Source organism: Pseudoduganella sp. R-34 (genome assembly GCF_049904655.1).
GTDB lineage: Bacteria > Pseudomonadota > Gammaproteobacteria > Burkholderiales > Burkholderiaceae_D > Rugamonas.
This window is the reverse complement of the sequence record NZ_CP184572.1, coordinates 3,062,633-3,079,540: the sequence shown is the minus strand read 5'-3', so window position 1 is coordinate 3,079,540 and position 16,908 is coordinate 3,062,633. Positions and strand designations below refer to the sequence as shown.

The window sequence follows — 16,908 nt, the reverse complement described above, 5'->3', positions numbered from 1 at the left end:
CCATGACCGCCGAAATCCACATCGCCGGCGTCATCGTCCACGTCACGCCCGCACAAGTGGCGGAAGTGCGTGCCCAGCTAGCCATCCTGCCCCGCTGCATCGTGCACGCCGCTGAAGCGGACGGTCGACTGATCGTCACGCTGGAAGCGGAAAGCGCACCCCGAACACTCGACGCAATGGATGCCATCCGGGCCCTGCCCGGCGTCCTCAACGTCGCCCTGGTTTACCAGCATGCCGAACCCGCCAACTCAATGGACGAGGAATTACAATGAAACAGACTCGCCGTGATTTCATCACACAGACTGCCGCGATCACGGCAGCCGCCACCGCCGGCATCCAGCTGCCTGCCGCCGCCTCCAACGTCGTCACCGACGCCGCCAAGACCCAGCTCAAATGGAGCAAGGCGCCCTGCCGCTTCTGCGGCGTGGGCTGCGGCGTCAACGTCGGCGTCAAGGACGGACGCGTGGTAGCGACACATGGCGACATCAACGCCGAAGTCAATCGCGGCGTCAACTGCGTCAAGGGCTACTTCCTGTCGAAGATCATGTACGGCGCCGACCGCCTGACCCAGCCCCTGATGCGCATGAAGAACGGTAAGTATGCGAAAGACGGCGAATTCCAGCCGGTATCGTGGAATGCCGCCTTCGATGAAATGGCAAAACAGTTCAAGAAAGTGCTGAACGAGAAAGGCCCGACCGCCGTCGGCATGTTCGGTTCCGGCCAATGGACCATCTGGGAAGGCTACGCGGCTTCCAAGCTGATGAAGGCCGGCTTCCGCACCAATAATCTCGACCCGAACGCGCGCCACTGCATGGCGTCCGCCGTGGCGGGCTTCATGCGCACGTTCGGCATGGACGAGCCGATGGGCTGCTACGACGACATCGAAGCCGCCGACGCCTTCGTGCTGTGGGGCTCCAACATGGCGGAAATGCACCCCATTTTGTGGACCCGCATTACCGACCGCCGCCTGTCGAACCCGCACGTGAAAGTGGCGGTGCTGTCGACCTACGAGCACCGCAGCTTTGAGCTGGCCGACCAGCCTATCGTCTTCACGCCGCAGACCGACCTGGCGATCCTGAACTACATCGCGAACTACATCATCAAGAATAATCGCGTCAACAAGGACTTCGTCAACAAGCATACGCGCTTCGTGATGGGCAACAAGGACATCGGCTACGGCCTGCGCCCCGACAACCCGCTACAGAAGGCTGCCACCAACGCCGGCGATGTCGGCGGCGGCAAGCCAAGCACGTTCGAAGAATACGCCAAGTTCGTCAGCGCCTATGACGTTGAATCCGTCTCCAAGCTGAGCGGCGTGCCGCGCGACCGCCTGGAACGCCTGGCCGAACTGTATGCCGATCCAAAGACCAAGGTGACCTCCTTCTTCACCATGGGCTTCAACCAGCACACGCGCGGCACCTGGTGCAGCAACCTGCTGTACAACATCCACCTGCTGACCGGTAAAATCTCCTCGCCAGGCAACAGCCCGTTCTCGCTGACCGGACAGCCTTCCGCCTGCGGCACGGCACGCGAAGTCGGCACCTTCTCGCACCGCCTGCCAGCCGACATGCTGGTGGCTAATCCCAAGCACCGCGAGATCGCAGAAAAGATCTGGAAGCTGCCGCCGGGGACCATCCCCGAAAAGCCAGGCTTCCACGCGGTCCTGCAAAGCCGCATGCTCAAGGACGGCAAGCTGAATGCCTACTGGGTCATGTGCAACAACAACATGCAGGCCGGCCCGAACATCATGGGCGAGATCCTCCCCGGCTGGCGCAATCCGGACGCCTTTGTCGTCGTATCCGATCCCTACCCGACCGCCAGCACCACCGCGGCCGACGTGATCCTGCCGACTGCCATGTGGGTGGAGAAGGAAGGCGCCTACGGCAACGCGGAACGCCGCACCCAGTTCTGGCACCAGCTGGTGAGCGCGCCGGGCGAAGCACGTTCCGACCTGTGGCAGCTGATGGAATTTTCCAAGCGCTTCAAGATGGAAGAGGTATGGCCGGCGCCGCTGCTCGCCGCCATGCCGGCCTACAAGGGCAAGACCCTGTTCGATGTCCTGTACCGCAACGGCCAGGTCGACAAATATCCTGCCTCGCAAATCGAAGCCGGCTACCAGAACGATGAAGCCAAGGCCTTTGGCTTCTATCCGCAGAAAGGCCTGTTCGAGGAATATGCGAGCTTCGGCCGCGGCCACGGGCACGACCTGGCGCCGTTCGACATGTACCACCAGGCACGCGGCCTGCGCTGGCCTGTGGTCGACGGCAAGGAGACCCTCTGGCGCTACCGCGAAGGCCTGGACCCTTACGTCAAGAAGGGCGAAGACGTTCGCTTCTATGGCCACCCGGACGGCAAGGCTGTGATCTTTGCGCTGCCTTACGAGAAACCGGCCGAATCGCCGGACAAGGAATACCCGTTCTGGCTGTCCACCGGACGCATGCTGGAGCACTGGCACACCGGCACCATGACGCGCCGCGTGCCGGAGCTCTATCGCGCCGTGCCGAATGCAGTCTGCTTCATGCATCCTGACGACGCCAAGGCGCTCGGTGCACGGCGCGGCGACCTGATCGAGGTCAAGTCGCGGCGCGGCATGATCCAGACCCGCGTGGAGACGCGCGGCCGCAACCGCCCGCCGCGCGGACTGGTATTCATCCCATTCTTCGACGCCAGCCAGCTTGTGAACAAGGTGACGCTGGACGCTACCTGCCCAATCTCTTTGCAGACTGACTACAAGAAGTGCGCAGTCAGCATCCGCAAGGTCTAGGAGCCATGGCCATGAAAAAATTTGCATTCCTTCTCGCTCTTCTTCTGCCGCTGTCCGTCCTGGCCCAGGTGCCGGCGCCGCGCGCCCTCGACAATATGCGCGGCCCGACGCCGCTGGCCGAGACCACCAAGCCGGCGCCGATGGTCAATCCCGACAACAGCGATATCCGGCGCGTGCGCAACTACTCCATGCAGCCACCGGTCATTCCGCACAAGATCGAGGGCTACCAGACCGATAAAAGCGCCAACCGCTGCATGATGTGCCACGCCCGCACCCGCACCCAGGAAAGCCAGGCGCCGATGATCAGCGTGACGCACTTCCAGAACCGCGATGGCAACTTCCTCGCCGAGCTTTCGCCGCGGCGCTATTTCTGCCTGCAATGCCACGTGCCGCAAGCGAACCTTGAGCCGCTGGTGCCCAACCAGTTCAAGGACGTCGACACGATGCTGAACCCAGCCACCCCGGCAACGCCGGCCAAGCACAAATAAAGGGTGCCGCCATGTTCAGGCTGATTAGAAACTACTGGAACGTCCTGCGCCGCCCAAGCATGCACCTTAGCCTGGGTTTCCTGGTGATCGGTTCCTTCGTGGCTGGCGTGGTGTTCTGGGGCGGCTTCAACACCGCCATGGAAGCCACCAATACGGAGAAATTCTGTACCGGTTGCCATGAGATGCGCGACAACGTCTATCCGGAGCTGCAGCGCACCATTCACTTCTCCAACCGCACCGGGGTACGCGCCAAATGCTCCGACTGCCACGTGCCTCACGAGTGGACCAGCAAGATCGCCCGCAAGATGCAGGCATCCAAGGAGGTGTGGGGCAAGGTGTTCGGCACCATCGACACCCGCGAAAAATTCGAAGCGCACCGCATCCAGCTTGCCGGCAACGAGTGGCGGCGGATGAAGGCCAACAACTCGCTCGAATGCCGCAACTGCCACCAGTTCGATTCGATGGACTTCACCCGCCAGAGCAAGCGCGCGGTGGACGCCCACTCGACCCAGCTGGCCAGCGGCGAGAAGACCTGCATCGACTGCCACAAGGGCATCGCGCATACCCTGCCGGACATGTCAGGCGTCAAATAGCTTGCGGTAGGCCGACGGCGAGCTATGGAAGGCAGCGCGGAAGTGCTGCCTTAACGATAGCGCGCTGCCAAAACCTGCCGCCTGCGCCACCGCTTCGATCGAAGCGTCGCTGGTTTCCAGCATGCGCTGGGCGTGGGCCAGGCGCTGGGTCAGCAGCCATTGCTTGAACGAGGTTCCGGTGGCTTGCCGGAAATGGCGCGTGAAATTGCGGCGGCTCATGGCCGCCCGTTCCGCCAGCGCATCCAGGCTGTGTTCTTCGGCCAGGCGATGCTGCACCCAGTCCAGCACCTGCGCCAGGCGGCTGTCGCTGGCGGTAACCGGCAGCGGGCGGTTGATGAACTGCGCTTGCCCTCCTTCGCGGTGCGGCGCCACCAGCAGGCGGCGCGCCACCATGTTCGCGTAGTCCGCGCCCTGCAGCTTGCGCAGCAGGTAGAGCGAGCAATCCAGGCTGGCCGCCGCGCCGGCCGACGTCAGCACGTCGCCCTCGTCCACATATAACACTTCGTCATCGACCTTCACCAGCGGGCAGCGTTCCGCCAACTTGCCGGCAAAGGCCCAGTGCGTGGTGACGGTGCGGCCATCAAGCAGGCCCGCTTCCGCCACTGGAAAGGCGCCAAGGCACAAGCCAACGATGGTTGAACCGCGCGCGTGGGCCTTCTTCAGAGCCTGCAATAGCGCTGGCGGCGAGGGCCGGCAGTCGTCGTGCCAGGTCGGCATGATGACGATATCCGCTTTGTCCAGGGCGCGCAGGCTCTTGCTGGTCGAGATTTCAAAGCCAGCGGTGGTGCGCATCGGACCTTTTTCTGCTGCGCATACCGTCACCTCGTACAAATGCTCGGCATGCGGGCCGCCGAATACCAGGCAAGGCACGGACAGGTGGAACGGAGTGATGCCGTCGAAGGCAATAATGGCCACTTTTTTACGCATGGCCCGATTATATCGCATGTTGTCTCTTGGGCCACTGTCGCGAAATCGGTGCGGACCGCACAATGGATCCCATCAACAACCCAAACGGAGGAAATACCATGCCACGCCGCGCCCTGATCGTGATCGACGTACAAAACGAATACTTCACCGGCAAGCTGCCGATCGAATACCCGCCGGTCGAGCAATCGCTGCCGAATATTGTCCAGGCCATGAAGGTGGCGCGCGAAAGCGGCGTACCTGTGGTGGTGGTGCAGCACGACACGCCAGCCGGCGCACCAGTGTTTGCCGTCGGCTCCGACGGCTGGCAACTGCATCCGGAAGTGGCAGCGCTGGGCGCCGATTATGTCGTCAATAAAAAGCTGGCCAGCAGCTTCACCGGCACCGGCCTCGCGCAATGGCTGGCCGATAACAAGATCGACACCCTGGCGATTGCGGGCTACATGACGCACAACTGCAATGCCTCAACCATCATCGAGGCTGCGCATAGGGGGCTGGCCGTGGAATACCTGTCCGACGCCACCGGTTCGCTGCCGTATGAGAACGCAGCCGGCCGAGCCACGGCGGAAGAGATCCATCGCATATTCAGCGTGGTATTCCATTCCAACTTCGCCGCCGTGACGACCACGCGCGATTGGGCCGACGCCGTCAGCGCCAACCGCGCGCTGTCGAAGGACAATATCTACTTGTCCAACTCACGCGCCCGTGAAAGCTTGGGCCGCGCTTCGTCGGTCTGACGCTTGCCGGCAGGACCGGTGGCCGACTCCTGCGAGCCGGCATGCTGGTCCTGCTGCAGGCTGCCGCCGCCGGCGCTTCCCGCAGTGGCGGTGTCGCTGCGCTGGCGCATCCGCTCCGCCGACTGGCGCGCCGCCCAGCCGGTCTGCTGGCTGGCCACGCCGCCCCGCTCACCTACCCCGTCCGTATCCCGCTGCAGCGTCTCGCCACTCTGCTCGTTGCCGGGTTCGACGCCAGACGCACGCGCCTTCAGGCTGTCGGGCGCGATCGGGTTCATTTTCTCCTTACTTGTGCTCATCGTTCTCTCCTTCGAACGTATCATGGGCACATGGTGCGCCGCTGCCCGCACCGCAACTATCGGCGCGGAGCAAGCAGTTTTGTAGGACAAGGCCTAGGAACTTTTCTCGCAGTCTCCTGTCAAATCTCAATACCAGTCCACGCGGCAGGCCGCAAAGTCGAGCTCAATCATCGCGGAGGCGGCCATGGACTATGACGAACGAATTGCCAAAGTTGAGGCACTTGTGGATACCATCAAGAAAGACATAGATCGGCTCTACGACGCGGTTGAGCGCCTGAAGAAGCACATTGACACTAGCCTGTCCGAGCTTCGGCAACACACGGACAAAGGGCTCGCCGAGCTCAGACTACATACCGACAACGGCCTCGCCGAACTGCGGGCCAGCCTTGACGCGCAACGCAAGGAAGCCAGTGCCAACACGCGCTGGATGGTCGGGCTAACCCTGGTCAACACCTCGATGATCCTGGGACTCTCCGGCAGGATCTTCGGCCTGTATTGACCTGGTTCGCCTACTCAATATACGGTTCGGCGCTCGTGAGTTTGCCGACCAGGAAGGCATCAGCCACCGCCTGCAGCGGCGTGAAGTCGACGTCGGAACTCTTGCTGGCTACCAGGCGCCGGAAATGCTCGTACATCGAAGGGTATTCGCGCTCCGGCTCGTCCAGCACTACCTTGCCATTTACCTCCATGATGCGGCCGCCCAGGTGCAGTGCCATGGTATCGCCAGCCGCCGACTCCACGAAGATGCTCCAGGTCTGCTGGCCCGTCTGCAGGAAATCGAACTCCGCATCGATCGGAACGCCGCGTTCACTCACCATCTCCAACTCAGCCTGGATCGGCGCGCTGCAATTCGACGGCACGTGCAGGGCTGCCTTGCGCACCAGCGCATAGCCCCCCAACAGGTGCGTCAGGATCGACAAGGCGTTAATGCCGGGATCGAACACGCCCATGCCGCCTGCCTCGAAGATCCATTTCTGGCCAGGGTGCCATTGCCGCACGTTTTCCTTCCAGCGGATCTGGATGGACTTGATGGGCCGCGCCAGCATCCAGTTGCGTGCACTTTCCACGCCGGGTGCGAAGCGAGAATGCCAGCCTGCCAGCGCCGTCACGCCGTGCTGCGCCGCCATGGCAGCAATGGACGCGGCCTCGCCCAGCGTTGCCGCTGGCGGCTTTTCCAGGAATACGTGCTTGCCTGCCGCAATTGCCTCGCTGGCGAGCTTGTGCCGCACCTGGGGCGGCGTACAGATCGCCACCGCTTCGATTTCAGGATGGGCGGCCAGCATGCTGCCCATGTCTGGGTAACGCAGCACGCCTTCCGGCGCACTCGCAGGCGAACAGCCCGCCACCAGCTCGAGGCCCTTGTTGCCGCGAATCGCGGGGATATGCTGGTCGACCGCAATCTTGCCCAGGCCGACGAGACCAATTTTCAATGCCATATTCAAACTCCGTTCAGCGGCCAATTTCTACACGATACACCGGCGTGACCTTGACGCCGCGCAGTTCCGCCACCTGCGCCTGCCCGTTGAACGTGGGACGATGTTCTTTCGGCAGGTAGATCGGGGCGTCGGCGCGCAACGGCAGTACCGTCAGCGTCAGCGCAGCACGTTCGCGCGCCGGCAGGTTGCCCAAGCCGAACTGCCAAAGCTGGCCGTTGTAATACCAGTCGTCCACCATGCGCGTGCCGTCGAACAGGCGGGCCACGTCGCCGACAAAATCAATTTCCAGCAAGGCGCCGTCGACTCCTTTCGGACGGGTCGTACCCAGCGACAGTTCCCATGCTGCGGAATTGCCGAAGACTTCCGCATCCGGCTGGACCGCCGCCTTGGCGTTGCCGCCAATTTTAATCGGAGGTACTGGCTGTGCGGCGCGCAACTTGCGCGCAGTGACGGCCAGTTCCTGGCTCGGCAGCGCTGCCTCGACAACCTGGAACAGGCCATCCCTGCCGCTCGCTTGCAGCGCCGAGCTGCCCTTCAGCGGCAGCGGCAAAACCGGGAATACTGCCGCACGGAAGGCTGGGTTGCCCGAGGAGCGCAGCACCAGCCGTCCATTGGCAAAGTGTGCCTGGCTGTCGCTGACCACCAGGCGGCGTTCGCCCTGCAGTTGGCCGATTGCCATCTGGCGCGCCTGCTGCTGCGACAGGACCAGCACCGTCACCGGCCGCTTGCCGGCGCAGTCCAGCGTCAGCGCAGCATCGAGGCCGGGCTGGATGCCTTGCACCAGCACGCCGCCGTCCGCATTGGCTGCCTTGCCCTGCGTCTTGAGGCAGGCGCCGGCCGCCGCGTCCAGCGCGAATTCAGGCGCAATGCCGTCCCGCGCCGCGAACACGTACACGCTGCCCGCCTTGCCGCGCTCCAGCCGGGCTACCGGCTGTACGGTGGCGTATTGCAGGCGGTAGCCGTCCATGTCGAAATTGATCGGCCAGAAGAAGTAGCTGCCGGCCGCGATATCGACCGGCTGGTGCGGCAACGTAACCGCCTGCCCGTCCAGCTTCACCGCGAACTGCACCTGCTTCTGCGCCGGCAGCGCATATTGCCGCACATGTCCGTTATAAAACAGGAAGGCCTGTTCGCCCTTGCTGCGCACTGACCAGCGCGGCGCCGACAAGTCGGCCGGGTCGGCCGGCACAAGCGACGGCTTGTGCACTGCCATCGGCGCCAGGCGCGCGCCGAAGTCATTCATGAAGTAGTGGAACGGGCGCAGGTGAGCCAGCACGTCGCGCTGCTGGCCGTCAGGGCCCAGCGGCGCATTGAAATCGTAGTTGATGGCAGGCGTGTCGTTGTAGCCGCCGGTGCGCGTGCTCTCTTCCATGGTCGTCATGCCGACCGGATTGCGGCCGCCATGGAACATGTAATAGCCCATCAGGTTCACTCCTGAGCCCATCTGCACCGGCAGGGTCGATGCGATATCGTCAGGCGATACCAGCGTGCGGCGGCGGTACATGGCCGGCAGCCCGGCGCCGTACTCCGCACCCAGGAATGGCGTGCGGTCCATGTCGGTTTCCGCCGTGCCTTGCTGGGTGGCGCGGGTTTGCGCGCCAAGGTCCCCGCTGACGCGCGTGTCGAAACGGAAGGCGTAGGTTTCCTTCGGCGGCAGCTCGGTCTTGCTGGTGGCCCACGGCTCGTCCTGGTAGCCGCCGAACACCGGCACCACTTCGCCGGACGGATACAAGGTCTGGTCCCAGCCGGTCACCGTGTAGAAAGGCACGTCGATGCCGGCCTTCACGGCCATGCCTTTCAGCGTGGCGATGTGCTGGGCGCCGCGGCCCGGGCCCGCCAGGTTGTATTCATTCTCGATCTGGGCGCCGATCACCGGGCCGCCCTGCTTCCACAGCAAGCCATCGACCTGTTTCGCGATCGCTCGGTAGAAGCGGTCCACGTATTTCAGGTACTGGGGGTCGTCCTGGCGGGTCGGCATGGCATCCACCACCCAGTCGGGAATGCCGCCGTAACGCACTTCCGCGTGCGACCATGGGCCAACGCGGATCCATACCTCCAGCCCGGCCTTGTTGGCCAGCTGGATGAAGCGCCGCAGGTCGCGGTTGCCGCTCCAGTTGAACTTCCCTTCCTTTTCCTCGTGGTGGTTCCAGATGATGTAGCTGGCCACCACGTTGATGCCGGCCGACTTCATCTTGGCCAGCTCGGCCTCCCAGCTATCCGCCGGGCTGCGCGAGTAGTGGAATTCACCCATCACCGGCAGCCAGGGCTGGCCGTCGCGCGTCAGGTAGCGGCTGTTGATGCCAAGGACATGGCCGCCGGGAGCGACGGCCGTGCCCATCTTGATATGGCCGGACAAAGGCGCCGGTGCGGGGGCGCTGGCATCGACTGCCAGCACCTGCCCCGCCTGGGCGGCGTGAACGAACGCCATCGCGGCCAGGCAAAGTGTGTTACGGATCATCGGCATGCCTCAATCAGAACTTGTAGCTCAGGCCCAGGTTGTAGCGGCGGCCATATTCCATCACGTTCTGCATGTATGGATTGTTGGACTGGGTCTCCAGCACTTTCTGGTTGGTGATGTTGTCCAGGCCCAGGCGCAGCTGCAACTGCGGGGTCAGCCACTTCGAGAAGTTGGCGGAGACGTAGGTCTCGGCTGGATTCTCGATCATGTAGCCGGCGGTCCAGCGCGGCATGCGCACGAAGGCACTGTGGTAGTTGGCCGATACGCGCGCCTCGTAGCCCGCCTTCTCGTACCACAGGGTCAGGCCGCCATTGCGCTTCATCAGGCCCACCATCGGATAGTTGTTGGTGTATTCCTTGATGTCGCTGTCGTTGTAAGAGAAGTTCGCAGCAACGCCCAGGCCGTCGAACGGAGCCGGCAGGCCGGTAAAGGCATGCTGCGCCACCAGCTCCAGGCCCCGCACGTTGCCGCCCTCGCCGTTCACGGAACGGGTCAGGGTCGCAGCGCGGCCGTTGACGGTGGTGTGGTCGGTGGTGATGCCGATGTAGTCCGACACCTTCTTGTAGAATACGCCGGCCGACACCAGCGACCCTTTGTCGAAGTAGTACTGCCACGACAGGTCCACCTGGTTCGACATCATCGGCAGCAGGCCCGGGTTGCCCGCGCTACCGGTAATCGGCTGCTGCGAACCCGGATTGGTGTCGATTGCCAGCTGGCGCGAGGCGCGCATTTCATCCATCGGGGCACGCGACATGGCGCGCGCCACGCTGAAGCGGATCTGCTGCTTCTGCGCCTGGTCCAGGTTGAAGATCAGGTTCATGCTAGGGAGCACGCGGGTGTACGAAGCGCCACCTTCAGCCGGGGTCGGCGCGGCGCCGTTGATCGACTCCATGCCGGTACCGGTCTGCTTGGTGTGCACCACGCGCACGCCGGCATTGCCGCGGAAGGTCTTGCCGAACAATTCGCCTTCCAGGTCGGCCTGGGCGTAGACGCTGCTGTTCTTTTCCTTGACCTTCCAGCCGGCCAGCAGGTCGTTCGCGGTCGGGGTGCGGCCGTCCGGGCTCAAGGCATCTGCGCCCCACAGGCTGGTGGCGGAGCCCATGAAGTCTTTCAGCACGATGAATGGCGCGAAGCCGGAAACATTGACCGTTTCGTAGGCCGATGCCGGAATGGCGCTGTTCGAAGCCAGGTTCCAGGTGGTCTGGTGGTATTTCTTCTCGCGGTCGGCAAAGCGCGCGCCGAACTTGATGCGGCTCACCATGCCCGCATCCAGCGGACGCCATGCGCTCAGTTGCGCCGAGTTCAGGCGGTCGTCGACGTGGCCGTCGGTGTCCACGTACAGGGTCGGGTTGCCGAAGGCGGCCGGGTTGCCCGAATCGTGGCTGAAGCTGAAGTCCTGGGTTTCGTCGCCGGTGAAGGACCACTTGATGGTGCCGTTGTTCAGGGCGAACTGGCGTACGTCGCGCCAGGCGCTGTCGCGGCCGGCCGAGGAAGTGGCAATGTCGGCATCCACTTTCCAGTCGCCGACATTGAACTTGCCGTTCAGGCCCGCGGCCAGGTTGTCCATATCCTGCGTCCACAGCGTGCTATTGGTGGTCAGGCCCACGTTGTTGACGGTGGCGCCGACAACGTAGCCGTTGCGGATGTCGAGGTTCGAGTAGTTGGCGCTCTGCCAGCCATCCCAGTTGCCAAGGTCGCCGGTCCAGTGCGACATGGCCGGTTCGCGGATCTTGTTCTTGGCGTAGTAGACGTCGGCGGTGATCATCGCATCCGGGCTGGCCTTCCACTCCACCTTACCCAGCACGCTGCCGCGCTCATTGGTGCCGCGCTTGAGTTCCGTCTCAAAACCCCACGGCGTCTTGTCTACCTTGCCGTCGCCATTGATGTCGGCGGAATGGTCTTCGTTGAAGCCCCAGTGGTTCTTGCGCTTCTCCACCGAAGGCTGCTTCTGGTAGCTGAAGGCCAGCGCCACGCCAACGTTCTTTTCCGCGTACTGGTCGATGAAGATGCCGCCCAGGCGCGGGCGAACCGATTTGGTGTCGAGGTCGCGTGCTTCCGAGTAGTACAGCGCGTCGGCCTTCAGGGACGCCTGGCGGCCGCTGTATTTGAGCGGCGAAACGGTCTGCAGGTCGATGCTGGAGGCGACGCCGCCTTCCACCAGGTCCGCATTCTGGGTCTTGTAGACGATGGCGCCGGACAGCGATTCGGACGGGAACTGCTCGAAGCGCACAGCGCGATTCGGCTCGGACGAAGCCAGTTCGCGGCCGTTCAGGGTAGCGCCGATGAAGCGCTCGCCCATGCCGCGCGCCACGATCTGGCTGGCGTTGCCGCGATCCAGGCCTGCGGCCAGGCCAGGCAGGCGGGCCAGCGACTCGGCGATGGTGGTGTCCGGCAGCTTGCCGATGTCTTCGGAAGCGACGACTTCCACCATGCTGTTGGAGTTTTCCTTGACGCTCAGGGCGCTGCGCACCGAGGCGCGGATACCGGAAACGGTGACCTTCTGGACTGACGGTTCTTCTGCCTGCTGCGCAAAGGCGGCTGGAATGGCAGGGATCAGGAACAGCGACTTCACCAGCAGGCTGATTTTCTTTTGCTTCATGATGCTTTTGTTTTCTCCGTAGTTTTTTTGTGATTTGTTGTATTACCAGAGCGCCCCGTAGATCACGGCCAGCAGCACGCACACCACGGCCGAACCGATGGCAAAGCCACGGTCTACACGGAACAACTGGCGGTCGACCACCATGGCTTTGGCTTCGCCATCACGCCTTCCCATAAGGCTGATCAGCACCATGCCGGCCACCACTGCCCAGAACACCAGGAACATGCGGTCGATGAACGGGATTTCGAAGACGCCGCTGCCGTTGTCGGCGGCGAAGCCGATCGGCGCGAGGAAGGACAGGTCCATCATCGTTGGCAGGAACTTGAGGATGATGGAGAACACGAGCCCGCCCACGGTGGCGAACATGGCGGCTGCGTTGGTCGCTTTCTTCCAGAAGAAGCCAAGCAGGAACATGGCCAGGATGCCCGGCGAGACGAAGCCGGTGTATTCCTGGATGTACTGGAACCCGCCTTTCTTGTCGATGCCCAGCATTGGTGCGATCAGCACCGCAATTGCCATCGACGCCACCACGGTAAGGCGGCCGACCCACACCATGCGCTCTTCGCTCGCTGCGGGTACAAATTTCTTACGATAGATATCCAGCGTGAAAATGGTGGCGATGCTGTTTGCCTTGCCGGCCAGCGAGGCCACCACAGCGGCGGTCAGGGCGGCGAACGCCACGCCGCGCAAGCCGTCCGGCAGCAATGCCAGCAGCGTCGGATAGGCGCGATCCGGATTCAGCTCGCCGCCCTGGCGCAGGGCGCCGCCTAGCGTGCCCGCCTGGTCCAGCGCAAAGGCCGCGATACCAGGCAGCACCACGATCACGGGCATCAGCAATTTCAGGAAGGCCGCAAACAGCAGGCCTTTGCGTGCGGTAGGCAGGTCCGCGCCCAGCGCGCGCTGCGTGATGTACTGGTTACAGCCCCAGTAATTCAGGTTGGCGATCCAGATGCCGCCCAGCAGGATGCTCAGGCCCGGCAAGTCCATATAGCTTGGATGGTCGCGCGTCAGCACCATGTCGAAGTGGCCGCGGGCGCGGGCGAACAGTTCGGCCGTGCCCTGCAGCGCGCCTTTGCCGCCGCCCAGGCCTGCCACCAGGTCCAGCGCGATCCAGGTCGTCACCAGGCCGCCGATCACCAGGCACACCACCTGGATCACGTCGGTGTAGCCGATCACCTTCATGCCGCCCAGCGTGATGATGGTCGCGAAAACGGCCAGGAACAGCATGCAGGCGCCCACGCTCAGGCCGGAGATGCTGCTGATGGCGATGGCGCCGAGGTAGAGGATGGAGGTCAGGTTGACCACGATGTACAGGCCAAGCCAGAACAGCGCCATGGTCGTCGCCACGCCCTTGCCGTAACGCTGCTCCAGGAACTGCGGCATGGTGTAGATGTGGTTTTTCAGATACACCGGCATGAAGAACACGGCTACGATGACCAGCGTTGCCGCCGCCATCAGCTCATACACCGCAATCGCCATGCCGATCTTGAAGCCGGATCCACTCATGCCGATGAACTGTTCGGCGGAGATATTGGAGGCGATCAGCGAGGCGCCGATGGCCCACCAGGTCAGGGAACCTTCGGCCAGGAAGTAATCGCGCGAAGCCGAGCCGGAGCTGCTGTTCTTGCGGCGGTAGACCCAGATGCCGTATGCGGCAACGACCGCGAAATAGATCAGGAATACAACCGAATCGAGCGATGTGATTTTCATGGCTAGCGTCTCTGTTTGCAAATGCGTTGACAACATTTGCTTATCATTAAGACGCTTAGCTTAACGAATTGGCTATTCCTTAGTTATGCGGAATACGCATTGAGCTATGACTTTCTGGAATAGCTCGCAAGGACCTGATCATTCCGGCCTGCCGTAAAACTGCGGTGCACCGTCGAAGGCCAGTTCCAGCCGGTCCAGGACGAAGCCGGGATCGAGGGCGCGTACTCGCAGTACGTGCCGGCCCGCAGCGACGTTTTCCAGCGACAGGGTGCGCAGCGCGGTATTCGACAGCACGTTAGCCTTCCATTCGTCGCTGCGGCCATGGGTGGTGAAATCGAGTTCCCTGAACGGTTCGTTGTCGAAGCTGACGGCGATGCGAAGCTTGTCGCGGGACGTCAAGGGGTGCACCGGAACGGCCACCACTTTCAACTGGGCCGGTCCTTGCGACAGGGTCGCAAATCCGTAAACCAGCGTGCTGCCCTCGCCTGCTGCCAGGGACGAGCGCATGCTGGCGCCAAAGCTCCCCATGCCGGGGACCAGGGACCAGCCGGCCACTGGCGCCGCCTGCACCGCCGGAATGGTCACGATCCTTTCGCTCTCCAGCGGCAGTCCTGGCGCAGTATCGGGTTGTACCTGCAGCCGGAGCGGGAGCGGTTTGCCCCCGCAACGCAGTGCAATGGAAGGCGCTGCAGCGCGGCCGTCGTAGCGGATTTCAATGCGCTGTTCAAAACCATTGCCGGCGTCCAGCCGGCCGCTTGCCGGCGCGAGTGTGAGCGATGCGCCGTTCCCGTTTGCCTGCCAGTCCAGTTCCTGCCCGCTGCTGCCGACCAGCGTGACCGTGCGTACTGCCGGCCGGCCCGAGTAGAAATTGAGCTGCGTGCCGTCGCCTGAAAACGGGAACGCATATGCGATGCTGCAGCCAACCCGCTGGGGAGTTTCCGCGTAAGTGGGGAATGTCGGCGCACTGAATACCGGCAAGCGGCGCGGTGCTGCGTCCATCATTCCCTGCCATTTGCCGTTTCCCAGCGCGTTGTAATGCGCGGTGTCGGCCACGATTGCAGCCTGCGCCGACCGGGCACGCGCTGCCTGGAAGTTCGCGTCAGGCCTGCCTTCGCGGGCATGCTGCGCGGCCAGTTCCAGCCTCAATATCCGCGTATTCAGGTTGGCACTGGAACGCACGGGGTACTGCACCAATTGAAAGAAAGCGTCGGCCAGCGGCGGCGGAAGCCGCCGCGCAACGGCATCGGCTCGACTTGCCAAAGCCTCGTAACGCGCCAGCCTCCGTTCCGCTTCTCCGCTGCCTGAGCGAAGATAGTCTGTTGCCCTCACCGGCGTGGTGGGCTCGGTCTGGCTGAAACCCATGAACTCCGGCCTGCGCTCCCATGCCAGGTCATAGTAGCCGATCATGATGTCCGCGAGTTCGTCGGCCTCGTCCGCGCCAAACTGCGCGCGCATCCAGCCGGCCAGGTACTCGCGTGCGGGGCGTTCCAGCGTATTGCCGTCAAAAGCCAGGTCAAGGAAGTATTGCGTGAGGTATTCGGCGGGCTTGATGTCGCCGACGTTGACGATCCAGACCTTGCGCGCGCCAGTCGCCGTCGCCCGCTGCAACTGGTCGCGGATCAGGGCGGGATGCGTCGTCCCAAGCCACAGGTAATCGTGCGGGCGGCCCCAATAGGAGATGTGATAGTAGATGCCCGCCCCGCCCGGCCGCCGCGCTTCCTGCGGCGTGCTCAATTGGTGCAGGTAGCCGTAATTGTCGTCCGGCCAGATGAGGGTGATATCTTCCGGCACTTGCAACCCTGCCTTGTAAATATCCAGCACTTCCTTGTACAGCGTCAGCGCCTGCGGCGCCTTCGGCGCAGCATTGGCAAGCAGCTCGCGCTGGACAGCTATCGCCTCGCTCACTCCACGCCGCGCCTCATCCACGTTGTGCGCGCCTTCCATGGCCGAATCGTGCACGCCGCGGATGCCCACCGAGTACATGTTTTCGAAGTCCTTCACTTCTTTCAGGCGCTCGTCCCAGTAACGAACCAGCGACGCGCGGTTGCTGAAGAAATTGAAGGCGCCGCGCTGTTGATGGTCCCACTCGCGCACGTTATTGCGCATCATGGGCTCCGCATGGGAGGTGCCGACCACGATGGCGTAATCGCGCGCTGCCTCCGCATTGCCCGCGATCTGGTAGAACGGCCTGGTGGAGTCGTGCATCGCCGGCCAGATGATGTTGGCCTTCAGGCGCCACATCAATTCGAAGATGCGCGCATAAGTGGAAGGGCCGATATCCCGGACCGGGTCATGCCTTGCGGCCCACGGCTGCAGTCCCCAGTCTTCATCGTTCAGGAAAATGCCGCGATACTGCACGTGCGGCGAGGCCGAATGGACTCGGGCCGCCGACACTTCCAGTCGCTCGCGCCGGGCCGGGCGAACGTCCGCCCACCACTCCCAGGCAGAGACGCCCAGTTCCCGCGTCAGGTCGATCACGCCCCACACCGTACCGCGCAGGTCGGCGCCAGCAATCAGCAGGATTTGCGCTCCAGGATGGTGGCGCGAATCGATAGCAATACGTTCATAACTTTCCCATTCCAGGCGCGGCAGCTCAATGCCCTCTTCCGCAAGCACTTTCCGCACCAGTGGCGAATCGTGGCGGCCGATCACGACGCATATCCGCGTACACGCTTCGATGCCAGTGCCCCGCGCCGCGTCGCCGCCCGCCAGCGCTGCCAGGTCGCGCGCCAGCAGGTCGCCGGCGAGCTTCATCGCGGCTTGGTCTTCATGCACGATGGCGGGCAGCCGCCCATCGGGATTCAGCGTGATCCGTCCTTCCGCAACGGCCTTGCCCGAGCTGGTTATGGCGGCAAAAACAATCAACAACGTGAGCAATTGCTTGGTCATATAGCGATTCGGGA

At 63.2% G+C, this 16,908-nt stretch carries 13 protein-coding genes; 6 read left to right on the top strand and 7 right to left on the bottom strand.

The window, feature by feature from the left end:
• Positions 1 to 2: 2 nt before the first annotated feature.
• Genes ACN9MW_RS14215 through ACN9MW_RS14200 form a run of 4 tightly spaced genes read left to right on the top strand, consistent with a single transcriptional unit; the run spans position 3 to position 3,845 of the window.
• On the top strand, positions 3 to 272 hold the full coding sequence (locus tag ACN9MW_RS14215; protein ID WP_426171619.1) for a chaperone NapD: 270 nt from the start codon (positions 3 to 5) through the stop codon (positions 270 to 272).
• A complete protein-coding gene (gene napA, locus ACN9MW_RS14210; RefSeq protein ID WP_426171618.1) occupies positions 269 to 2,764 on the top strand; it encodes a nitrate reductase catalytic subunit NapA in 2,496 nt (831 codons plus the stop codon). Before ACN9MW_RS14215 ends, napA begins: the two co-directional genes overlap by 4 nt.
• Positions 2,765 to 2,769: 5 nt before the next feature.
• Positions 2,770 to 3,252 (top strand): nitrate reductase cytochrome c-type subunit, encoded by a 483-nt coding sequence (locus ACN9MW_RS14205; RefSeq protein WP_426171616.1) that lies wholly within the window; start codon positions 2,770 to 2,772, stop codon positions 3,250 to 3,252.
• An 11-nt stretch (positions 3,253 to 3,263) separates the two neighbouring features.
• Positions 3,264 to 3,845, top strand: coding sequence for a cytochrome c3 family protein (locus ACN9MW_RS14200; RefSeq protein WP_426171614.1), 582 nt, complete (start codon positions 3,264 to 3,266; stop codon positions 3,843 to 3,845).
• On the opposite strand, the gene ACN9MW_RS14195 is transcribed toward ACN9MW_RS14200, so the two are convergent.
• Positions 3,831 to 4,790: a GlxA family transcriptional regulator gene (locus ACN9MW_RS14195; protein WP_426171612.1), complete on the bottom strand. Its 960-nt coding sequence runs from the start codon at positions 4,788 to 4,790 to the stop codon at positions 3,831 to 3,833. The two genes, ACN9MW_RS14200 and ACN9MW_RS14195, sit on opposite strands and share 15 nt — an antisense overlap.
• A gap of 80 nt (positions 4,791 to 4,870) precedes the next feature.
• Between ACN9MW_RS14195 and ACN9MW_RS14190 the strand changes: the two genes are divergently transcribed.
• The gene (locus ACN9MW_RS14190) at positions 4,871 to 5,506 is read left to right on the top strand and encodes a cysteine hydrolase family protein (RefSeq protein ID WP_426171610.1); all 636 of its coding nucleotides are present in this window, start codon (positions 4,871 to 4,873) and stop codon (positions 5,504 to 5,506) included.
• Here the strand turns inward: ACN9MW_RS14190 and ACN9MW_RS14185 are convergent.
• A complete protein-coding gene (locus tag ACN9MW_RS14185) occupies positions 5,452 to 5,802 on the bottom strand; it encodes a hypothetical protein (protein ID WP_426171608.1) in 351 nt (116 codons plus the stop codon). The genes ACN9MW_RS14190 and ACN9MW_RS14185 overlap by 55 nt on opposite strands.
• A gap of 184 nt (positions 5,803 to 5,986) precedes the next feature.
• Between ACN9MW_RS14185 and ACN9MW_RS14180 the strand changes: the two genes are divergently transcribed.
• The gene (locus ACN9MW_RS14180) at positions 5,987 to 6,301 is read left to right on the top strand and encodes a hypothetical protein (protein ID WP_426171607.1); all 315 of its coding nucleotides are present in this window, start codon (positions 5,987 to 5,989) and stop codon (positions 6,299 to 6,301) included.
• Positions 6,302 to 6,311: 10 nt separating this feature from the next.
• Here the strand turns inward: ACN9MW_RS14180 and ACN9MW_RS14175 are convergent, their stop codons facing one another.
• The 5 genes from ACN9MW_RS14175 to ACN9MW_RS14155 form a co-directional block, all read right to left on the bottom strand.
• Positions 6,312 to 7,238 carry a Gfo/Idh/MocA family protein gene (locus ACN9MW_RS14175; protein ID WP_426171605.1) on the bottom strand — a complete coding sequence of 309 codons (927 nt, stop codon included), beginning with the start codon at positions 7,236 to 7,238 and terminating at the stop codon, positions 6,312 to 6,314.
• A gap of 13 nt (positions 7,239 to 7,251) precedes the next feature.
• A complete protein-coding gene (locus ACN9MW_RS14170; RefSeq protein WP_426171604.1) occupies positions 7,252 to 9,696 on the bottom strand; it encodes a beta-galactosidase in 2,445 nt (814 codons plus the stop codon).
• Positions 9,697 to 9,709: 13 nt separating this feature from the next.
• On the bottom strand, positions 9,710 to 12,295 hold the full coding sequence (locus ACN9MW_RS14165) for a TonB-dependent receptor (RefSeq protein ID WP_426171602.1): 2,586 nt from the start codon (positions 12,293 to 12,295) through the stop codon (positions 9,710 to 9,712).
• Between the two features lie 42 nt (positions 12,296 to 12,337).
• On the bottom strand, positions 12,338 to 14,005 hold the full coding sequence (locus ACN9MW_RS14160) for a sodium:solute symporter family transporter (protein ID WP_426171600.1): 1,668 nt from the start codon (positions 14,003 to 14,005) through the stop codon (positions 12,338 to 12,340).
• Positions 14,006 to 14,143: 138 nt separating this feature from the next.
• Entirely contained in the window at positions 14,144 to 16,894 is a 2,751-nt protein-coding gene (locus ACN9MW_RS14155) for a glycosyl hydrolase 115 family protein (RefSeq protein ID WP_426171598.1), read from the bottom strand.
• Positions 16,895 to 16,908 lie beyond the last annotated feature (14 nt).

Coding starts and splice junctions, on each gene's coding strand:
- ACN9MW_RS14215 (WP_426171619.1), top strand. CDS start 3: ATGACCGCCGAAATCCACATCGCCGGCGTCATCGTCCACGTCACGCCC.
- napA (WP_426171618.1), top strand. CDS start 269: ATGAAACAGACTCGCCGTGATTTCATCACACAGACTGCCGCGATCACG.
- ACN9MW_RS14205 (WP_426171616.1), top strand. CDS start 2,770: ATGGCCATGAAAAAATTTGCATTCCTTCTCGCTCTTCTTCTGCCGCTG.
- ACN9MW_RS14200 (WP_426171614.1), top strand. CDS start 3,264: ATGTTCAGGCTGATTAGAAACTACTGGAACGTCCTGCGCCGCCCAAGC.
- ACN9MW_RS14195 (WP_426171612.1), bottom strand. CDS start 4,790: ATGCGATATAATCGGGCCATGCGTAAAAAAGTGGCCATTATTGCCTTC.
- ACN9MW_RS14190 (WP_426171610.1), top strand. CDS start 4,871: ATGCCACGCCGCGCCCTGATCGTGATCGACGTACAAAACGAATACTTC.
- ACN9MW_RS14185 (WP_426171608.1), bottom strand. CDS start 5,802: ATGAGCACAAGTAAGGAGAAAATGAACCCGATCGCGCCCGACAGCCTG.
- ACN9MW_RS14180 (WP_426171607.1), top strand. CDS start 5,987: ATGGACTATGACGAACGAATTGCCAAAGTTGAGGCACTTGTGGATACC.
- ACN9MW_RS14175 (WP_426171605.1), bottom strand. CDS start 7,238: ATGGCATTGAAAATTGGTCTCGTCGGCCTGGGCAAGATTGCGGTCGAC.
- ACN9MW_RS14170 (WP_426171604.1), bottom strand. CDS start 9,696: ATGATCCGTAACACACTTTGCCTGGCCGCGATGGCGTTCGTTCACGCC.
- ACN9MW_RS14165 (WP_426171602.1), bottom strand. CDS start 12,295: ATGAAGCAAAAGAAAATCAGCCTGCTGGTGAAGTCGCTGTTCCTGATC.
- ACN9MW_RS14160 (WP_426171600.1), bottom strand. CDS start 14,005: ATGAAAATCACATCGCTCGATTCGGTTGTATTCCTGATCTATTTCGCG.
- ACN9MW_RS14155 (WP_426171598.1), bottom strand. CDS start 16,894: ATGACCAAGCAATTGCTCACGTTGTTGATTGTTTTTGCCGCCATAACC.